The organism is Streptomyces sp. SID5464, from assembly GCF_009862985.1.
GTDB classification, from domain to species: Bacteria; Actinomycetota; Actinomycetes; order Streptomycetales; family Streptomycetaceae; genus Streptomyces; species Streptomyces chartreusis_D.
In genome coordinates this window covers 114,717-122,400 of sequence record NZ_WWIQ01000003.1, presented here as the reverse complement: position 1 = coordinate 122,400, position 7,684 = coordinate 114,717, and the positions used below count along the sequence as shown (strand labels likewise).

5 protein-coding genes and 1 pseudogene are annotated in these 7,684 nt (G+C 71.5%); 3 read left to right on the top strand and 3 right to left on the bottom strand.

The genetic code is table 11. The features are described from left to right. Positions 1-481: pseudogene (locus GTY47_RS40075) on the top strand (2-oxoglutarate/malate transporter); the annotation flags it as partial. Between the two features lie 31 nt (positions 482-512). Here GTY47_RS40075 and GTY47_RS02745 read toward each other — a convergent pair. After that, a complete protein-coding gene (locus GTY47_RS02745; RefSeq protein ID WP_010038190.1) occupies positions 513-2,195 on the bottom strand; it encodes a hypothetical protein in 1,683 nt (560 codons plus the stop codon). Positions 2,196-2,332: 137 nt separating this feature from the next. On the opposite strand from GTY47_RS02745, the gene GTY47_RS02740 reads away from it, so the two are divergent. Continuing rightward, positions 2,333-3,712 carry a GH1 family beta-glucosidase gene (locus GTY47_RS02740; protein WP_010038189.1) on the top strand — a complete coding sequence of 460 codons (1,380 nt, stop codon included), beginning with the start codon at positions 2,333-2,335 and terminating at the stop codon, positions 3,710-3,712. An 8-nt stretch (positions 3,713-3,720) separates the two neighbouring features. Here GTY47_RS02740 and GTY47_RS02735 read toward each other — a convergent pair whose 3' ends face one another. Both GTY47_RS02735 and GTY47_RS02730 read right to left on the bottom strand, forming a co-directional pair. After that, entirely contained in the window at positions 3,721-4,212 is a 492-nt protein-coding gene (locus GTY47_RS02735) for a hypothetical protein (RefSeq protein WP_010038187.1), read from the bottom strand. Next, on the bottom strand, positions 4,209-6,599 hold the full coding sequence (locus tag GTY47_RS02730) for a nitrate reductase (protein ID WP_010038185.1): 2,391 nt from the start codon (positions 6,597-6,599) through the stop codon (positions 4,209-4,211). The genes GTY47_RS02735 and GTY47_RS02730 overlap by 4 nt, the downstream gene beginning before the upstream one ends. Before the next feature lie 237 nt (positions 6,600-6,836). Between GTY47_RS02730 and GTY47_RS02725 the strand changes: the two genes are divergently transcribed. Then, a complete protein-coding gene (locus GTY47_RS02725; RefSeq protein WP_010038183.1) occupies positions 6,837-7,664 on the top strand; it encodes an SAM-dependent methyltransferase in 828 nt (275 codons plus the stop codon). The last annotated feature ends 20 nt before the right edge of the window (positions 7,665-7,684 follow it).

The window sequence follows — 7,684 nt, the reverse complement described above, 5'->3', positions numbered from 1 at the left end:
GCTGTTCGGGGCGGGCGCGGTCCGTGTGCTGTGGCGGTCCGAGCGGGACCGGGGCGAGGCGTGGGCCCTGCTCGGGTTCGCCGGACTCCTCCTCCAGAACGCCGTCTTCGCCGGGGTCGTCGCGATCCGGCTGGCGCTCGCGTCGACGGCCGCGGACGGGACCGGCGCGGACCGGGGTCTCTGGGCGCTGCACGACTCCCTGTTCACCCTCAACGGCACCTTCCTGGCGCTCGCGCTCGTCGGCCTGTCCGTCGGCGGCCTGCGCGCCGGGCTGATCCGGCCGTGGCACGGCCGGTGGGGGCTGGTGGCGGCGGTGTTGCTGTTCGGTTCGGCCGTGCTCGCCCCACTCGTCATCGACCACACCGGCCCGCTGGGTCTGCTCGGCCTCGTCGGCTGGCTGATGTGGGTGGTGTGGATCGTCGTGTACGGCGTGGTCCTGATGCGTCGGCCGCCGGCAGCGCAGCCGCCGACCGGGGTTTGACCGGCGGCCGTCGGACCCGTGCGGTCCATTCTCAGTGGCAGCACCCGTCGGCAGGCTGCGGGCCGGCCGCGGTGTCCAGGCGGCAGAAGCACGAAGCCTGGATCGGGACGTCGGCCAGCGCCGTCGCCATCTTGAGCTGCTGGGCCACCAGGGCCGCCTCGGCGGCCCTGCCCGCCCGGAGCAGGCACTCGTGGAAGCCGTGCAGGGACCAGACGTTGCCGGGGTGCTGGAGGGGACGGGGCAAGGTGTCGTCGAGGCCGAGGTCCGCGCGGTAGACCGCCTCGGCCTCCGCCACCCGGCCCTGTTCCAGCAGCAGGGCGCCGTAGGCGTGGCGGGTGGGCTGCATCCAGCCCCAGGGCTCGTCGTAGGGGAGGCCGTCGTCCAGCTCGATGGACCGCTCCAGGGCGGCGAAGGCGAGGTCGTGGTCGCCCCTGCGGTATGCGAGCTCTCCGTCCAGCATGGCCGCCGCGATGGCGAGGATGTCGCGGCAGGTGTTGTTGAACAGCATCCGCGTCTCTGGCACCCGGCTCACCGCCGCGCGGAACAGCTCGCGTTCGGCCTCCGCCCGGGTGACTTCGCCGGTGGCGGAGAGGGCGACGCCGCGCGCGTAGTGGCGCATCGCGGTGGTCACCGCGTAGAGCTCCGGGTCGGCGGGAGCGGGCAGGTCGAGGATGTCGGTCCAGCGGCCGAAGCGGATCAGTACGTGGACGCGCATGGCGAGGAAGCCCTCGAGCCAGTCGGCCATCGGAGGGCTCTGCACGCGGAGCAGCTCTTCGGGGATGGCGGCTTCCAGCTGGGCGGCGGTGTCGAGGGCGACCTGTGACTGGCCGAGGAACATGGCCCCGTAGATCTTGAAGTGGTGGTTGTGCGCCCGGTAGAGGGTGTAGAAGTTCATCGCGCCGGCCCGCCGGTGGAACTTCTCGTCGGCGGCGATCGCGTCACTGTTGGCCGCGACGACCCGGCGGTAGTCGCCGCACAGGACGTCGAGGTGCGAGGGCATGTGGTGCAGGTGCCCGGCGTCCGGCACGATGCCGCGCAGCCGGTCGGCGACGGTGAGGGCCTGCTCCGGTGCCGGGGACATCTCCATCAGGTGGATGTAGAGGTGCAGCACCCCGGGATGGCGGGCTCCGGCGTCCGTGCCGAGCGCGCCGTCCAGCACGGCCTTGGCCTCCAGGGTCCGTGCGCCCTCTGCAGGCTGGCCGGTCGTCAGGTCCCACAGCTGCCAGGGAGTGAGGTTCATCAGCGCGTCGGCGTGCAGGGTGGCGATGTCCGGGTCGTCGGGCGCCAGTGCGTACACCGCCCGCATCGCGTCCGCGTAGGGTTCGTTCCACACCGAGCAGTCCTCGACGGCCTCGGACTGCGGGTAGCGGGCCCGCAGGGCCCCGACGAGGGCCCGTTCCACCGGCGTGGCGTGCACGGCTTTGTCGTGGGCCCGTTCGACCGCGTCATGCGTGCGTTCGACGGTCCGCACCAGCTCGTCGTCGTCGAAGAATTCCCAGGGCTTGTTGTAGTTCGGGCCGAGCGCGTAGGCGATGCCCCAGTACGCCATCGCACACTCCGGGTCCGCCGCGACGGCCTTCTCGAAGCAGGCGACGGCTTCCTCGTGATGGAAGGCGTACGTCCACACCAGGCCGCGGTCGAACCAGAGTTGGGCCTCGGCGGAGGACGTGGTGACGGGACGGCTGTGGGTTCCGAGGTCGTAATAGTCACCCATGGGTCTCTCCTGGGGAAGCGGCCGGGAGCCGCGAGACTATGCGGGCGCGGGCACGACGACCCGCTCGACGCGCGCTCCGCCACCGATCCCGGTGGTTTCCCCCGGTTCGAGGGGCGGGGGCGGGCATCGTTGAGTACATGACTGACTTCCCGAGCTTTCCACCCGGCTTCGTGTTCGGGGCCGCTACCGCCTCGTATCAGATCGAGGGGGCGGTGCAGGAGGACGGACGTGGGGCGTCCATCTGGGACACCTACAGCCACACCCCCGGTCTGGTCGCGAACGGCGACACCGGTGACGTCGCCTGCGACCACTACCACCGTTATCCGCAGGACGTGACGCTGCTGCGGGAGCTGGGCGTGGACTCCTACCGGTTCTCGATCGCCTGGCCCCGCATCGTCCCGGACGGGGCCGGCCCCGTGAACCCCAAGGGGCTGGACTTCTACTCCCGCCTGGTCGACGAACTGCTCGCGGCCGGCATCGAGCCCGCCGCCACGCTCTACCACTGGGATCTGCCGCAGGCCCTGGAGGACGGCGGCGGCTGGCGGGTGCGGGACACCGCCGAGCGGTTCGGCGAGTACGCGGCCGTCGTCGCGGAGCACCTCGGCGACCGGGTGCCGCGCTGGATCACCCTCAACGAGCCGTGGTGCAGCGCCTTCCTCGGCTACTCCGTCGGCCGGCACGCCCCGGGCGCCCGTGAGGGCCGGGGCGCGCTGGCCGCCGCCCATCACCTGCTGGCCGGGCACGGTCTGGCCGTACGGGCGTTGCGGGCCGCCGGTGTGCGCGAGGTCGGCATCACTCTCAACCTCGACCACAACCTCCCCGCCACCGACTCCCCCGCCGACCGGGCGGCCGTCACCCGTGCCGACACACAGCACAACCTGGTGTGGACCGAGCCGATCCTTGCGGGCCGCTATCCGGACACCGAGGAGGAGACCTGGGGCGAGCTGATCACCGGTCAGGACTTCCGGCGGGACGGCGACCTGGAGCTGATCTCCCAGCCGCTGGACTTCCTCGGCGTCAACTACTACCGGCCGATCGTCGTGGCCGACGCCCCGTACCGGGAGAGCGACCCGGCGCGCCGCGTGGCGACGGACAACCGGTACGAGGAGGTACGGCTGCCCGGCGTCCGGCACACCGCCATGGGCTGGCCCGTCGCGCCCGGCACCTTCACCGACCTGCTGGTGGGACTCCACGAGCGGTACGGCGACGCACTGCCGCCCCTCCACATCACCGAGAACGGCTCGGCGGAGGACGACTGGGTGAGCCCCGACGGGGCCGTCCACGACAGCGACCGGGTCGCCTATCTGCGCGACCATCTCACCGCGCTGCGGGCCGCGATGGACGCCGGCGTGGACGTCCGCGGCTACTACGTGTGGTCGCTCCTCGACAACTTCGAGTGGGCCTTCGGCTACGGCAAACGCTTCGGGATCGTCCGCGTCGACTACGGCACGCAGGAGCGCACGCCGAAGGACAGCTACCGCTGGTACCGGGCCCTGATCGCCGCACAGCAGCGCTGACGGACCGGTCAGACGCTGGTCAGGAGCTGCGGCGCCAGGATCTTGATCATGGTGTTGGTCCAGCGGAGCTGCCGGAGCGTCTGTGGATGGCAGTCGGTGAACAGCGCCAGGAGCCGCTCGTCCCGGGTGGCCTGCGCCGCCTGGGCGAGCATCTCCCAGTGCAGGGAGTTCCGCGCGGCCGCCAGGTGCAGGTCGCGCAGGTCGTGCAGGAGGAGCAGGCCGGTCGCGGGGCGCCGGCCGAGTGCTTCCGACGCCTTCTCCCTGAGCGCGGCGAGTGCCCCGGGCGACGGGTTGTCGCGCGGTCCTGACAGGTCGAGGCCCAGGTCGCGGCCCGCGTCCGCGAGGCGGGCCGCGTGCTCCCGTGACCAGCCGGCGACATCGAGGGCGACATGGTGGAACTCGTGGTCGGTGTGGTGCCGTGCCGCGGCGGCCAGCAGATCCTGCTCCAGGTCGCGTTCGCCGTCATGGAGGAGGCGGAGTGTGGTGCCGATGCCGGTCATGTGCTGCTCCCCGCCGTCTCGGTCCGGGTGCCGGTGTCGCTCGCGCGCCGCGCAACGAGGGTGACACGGGCGGCGCCGGTCTTGAACAGTGGCTGTTTGGAGACCGGGTCCCAGTCGGTGATGGTGGTCTCGTTGGCGGCACGGCCCGGGCCGTCGTCGGGCGGGCGGTGGCCGGCCGGGGTGTCCCAGTAGCCGTAGTGGAAGGGCAGGAACACCATGCCGTCGCGGATCGCGGTGGTGCGCAGCCGGGCCCGTACCGCCCCGCGCGGGGTCGTGACCTGGACCAGGTCGCCGTCGGCGAGCCCCTGGGCGGATGCCTCGGCGGGTGAGATCTCCGCCCAGACGTCCGGCGCGGCGGCGTTCAGCTCGGGGGCGCGGGCGGTCTTGGTCCGGGTGTGGAAGTGGTACACGGTCCGGCCGGTGATGAGCTGGAGCGGGTAGTCGGCGGAGGTGTCCTCGTGGGGCGGGAGGTACTCCGCCGCCTTGATGACCGCCTTGCCGTCGGGGTTGAGGGACCGGTATTCCACGGGCTCCATGCTCGCCCCCGTGACCATGTCCTTTCCGTAGCTCTCGCAGGTGTCGGGGTGGGCGTAGGCGATGCCGTCGGTGTAGAGGCGCGCGGTGCCGTCGGGGGCCTGTTCGGTGCAGGGCCACTGGATGCCGCTGCCGCCGCGCAGCCGGTCGTAGTCGAGGCCTGTGTAGTCGCAGGGGCGGCCCGCGCTGCACCGCTGCCACGCCGCGAACGCCGACTCGGGGTCGTGCCAGGTGATCAGCGGCCCGTCGTCCTTGTCGCGGAAGTCCATGCGGGCGGCGAAGTCGAGGAAGATGTCCAGGTCGGCCCTGGCCTCGCCGGGCGGTTCGACGGCCTTCTCCGACAGGTGCACGGTGCGGTCGGCGTTGGTGAGGGTGCCGGTCTTCTCACCCCAGGTCGCCGCGGGCAGGACCACGTCGGCGAGCTGCGCGGTCTCGGTGAGGAAGAGGTCCTGCGCGACCACGAACAGCCGTTCCTGGGCGAGGATCGACCGGATACGGGACAGCTCGGGCAGGGACACGGCCGGGTTGGTGCCGGTGATCCACAGCATCCGGAGCGAGCCCTGCTCGGCGTAGCGGAAGATCTGCATCGCGTGGGTGGGCGGCGCGTAGTGCGGGATCGTCTCGGGGTTCACGTTCCACACCGCGGCCAGTTCGGCCACGTGCTGGTCGTTCTGCCAGTTGCGGAAGCCCGGGAGGTCGCCGTCCGCGCCGCATTCGCGGGTGTTCTCGGCGCTGGGCTGGCCGTTCATCTGCAGCAGTCCGCGGCCGGGGCGGCCCAGCATGCCGCGGACCAGGTGCAGGTTGTTGACCTGGACGGCGGCGGCGGTGGCCTGGTGGGACTGGTAGACGCCCTGGAGGACCGTGGACAGCAGCCGCTCGGCGGTGCCGAGGATCTCCGCCGCCCGCTCGATCTGCGCCGCGGGCACGTCGCAGATCCCGGCCGCCCAGCGGGGCGTGCACTCCTCGACCGCGGCCGCGAGCTCCTCGAAGCCGACGGTGTGCGCGTCGACGTAGGCCCGGTCGACGCGGCCGGTGCGGATGATCTCGTGCAGCAGCGCGTTGAGCAGCGCGACGTTCGTGCCCGCGCGCGGGGCCAGGTGGACGTCGGCGCGCCGGGCGACGTGCGTGTACCGCGGATCCACGCACACGAGCCGGGGCGGGTCGCTGCCCTCCAGACGGTCCAGGAGTCGCATCCACAGAACGGTCTGCGTCTCCGCCATGTTGTGCCCGAACAGGGCGACGGTGTCGGCGTGGTCGATGTCCTCGTAGGAGCCGGGCTGTCCGTCGCAGCCGAAGGTCTCCTTGAGCGCCTCGGCGGCGGTCGCCGTGCACAGCCGGGTGTTGCCGTCCAGGTGGTTGGTGCCGATGCCGGCGCGGGCGAGGACGGCCAGGGTGTAGTACTCCTCCAGGAACAACTGTCCGGTGGTGTAGAAGCCGATCGAGCCCGGGCCCTTGTCGTCCAGGAGGTGCCGGGCCCGGGCGGTGATCCGGCCCATGGCGGTGTCCCAGTCGGACTCCACCAGCCGGCCGTTCTCACGGACCAGGGGCCTGGTGAGCCGGTCCGGAGAGGCGTTGGCCTGCCAGCCGTAGAGGTCCTTGGGGCCCAGGCGTCCGCGGTTCACCCGGTCGGCGGCCCGGCCCCGCACCCCCACGATGCGGCCCTCGCGCACCGCGATGTCCATCGCGTCGCCGTTGGAATGCAGCAGCGAGGCGGACTGCACCCAGCGATCCACGTCCGGCTCGGCTATCCCGGCCCGCAGGTGCGTGTCCGTCCGGGACGGCCAGGGCGTGCCGGGGGCGTAGGGGGTACGCGCACCCCAGGGATCCGCGATCCGGTCGGCCGAGGTGTCCATGGTCCCACCTCCCACAGGAGAACGTCCCCTGGCGGGTACCCCGTCCATGCCCCCGGAGTCCGGTGACGCTGTGTACGCAAGCGCGCCACAGAGGGCACACACCGTCGCGCGAGACGATCATCCGGTCGTTCGATCGTGGGCACCTTCGCCACTGGGCTGGCAGCGGCCAACTCCCCCTCCCTAGGATGTACTTCCTGTCCAGCCAGTCCGTTGGCGCGGCACCACGCAGGGGGAACGATGCACTCCGAGAAGCAGTTGTCCACCGAGATCGACGCGAACGTGCCGACGGCAGCGCGCATGTACGACTACTACCTGGGCGGCAAGGACAACTACGCGGCGGACCGTGCCGCGTGCGAGGAACTCGACAAGGTCGTGCCCAGCACGCGCCGCCTGGCCCTGAACAACCGGCGCTTCCTCCAGCGGGTCGTGCGTACCCTCTCCGAGGAGTACGGCATCCGGCAGTACCTCGACCACGGATCAGGCCTGCCGACGCAGGACAACGTGCACCAGGTCGCCCAGCGCATCGACCCCTCGACCCACGTGGTGTACGTCGACAACGACCCGATGGTGCTGGTCCACGGCCGTGCGCTGCTGGAGCAGGACGAGCGCACGAGCGTCATCCACGCGGACATGCGCGAGACCGACCTGATCTTCGACCACCCCGACACCAAGCGGCTGATCGACTTCTCCGAGCCGGTGTGCGTGCTCTTCAACTCGGTGTTCCACTGCATCCCGGACAGCGACACCGACGGGCCGCTCGCGGTGGCCCGCCGCGTGCGGGAGCGGCTCGCGCCCGGCAGTTTCATGGTGATGTGCCAGTTGGTCAGCGAGGACCCCGAGGTCCGTGCCTTCGTCACGGACTTCATGGACCAGGCGACCCAGGGCCACTGGGGCCGCGTGCGTGAGGAGAAGGACGTCGCCGCGTACTTCGAGGGTCTGGAGATCCTCGAGCCGGGGCTGGTGGAGGTGTCCACGTGGCGTCCGGACACCGAGGTGGCGCCCCGTCAGCTCACGCACGAGTGGATCGAGTTCGGCGGTGTGGGTCGGATTCCGCTGGAGAAGTGACGCAGGTGCCTCGCGCGGGA

Coding starts and splice junctions, on each gene's coding strand:
- GTY47_RS02725 (WP_010038183.1), top strand. CDS start 6,837: ATGCACTCCGAGAAGCAGTTGTCCACCGAGATCGACGCGAACGTGCCG.
- GTY47_RS02735 (WP_010038187.1), bottom strand. CDS start 4,212: ATGACCGGCATCGGCACCACACTCCGCCTCCTCCATGACGGCGAACGC.
- GTY47_RS02740 (WP_010038189.1), top strand. CDS start 2,333: ATGACTGACTTCCCGAGCTTTCCACCCGGCTTCGTGTTCGGGGCCGCT.
- GTY47_RS02730 (WP_010038185.1), bottom strand. CDS start 6,599: ATGGACACCTCGGCCGACCGGATCGCGGATCCCTGGGGTGCGCGTACC.
- GTY47_RS02745 (WP_010038190.1), bottom strand. CDS start 2,195: ATGGGTGACTATTACGACCTCGGAACCCACAGCCGTCCCGTCACCACG.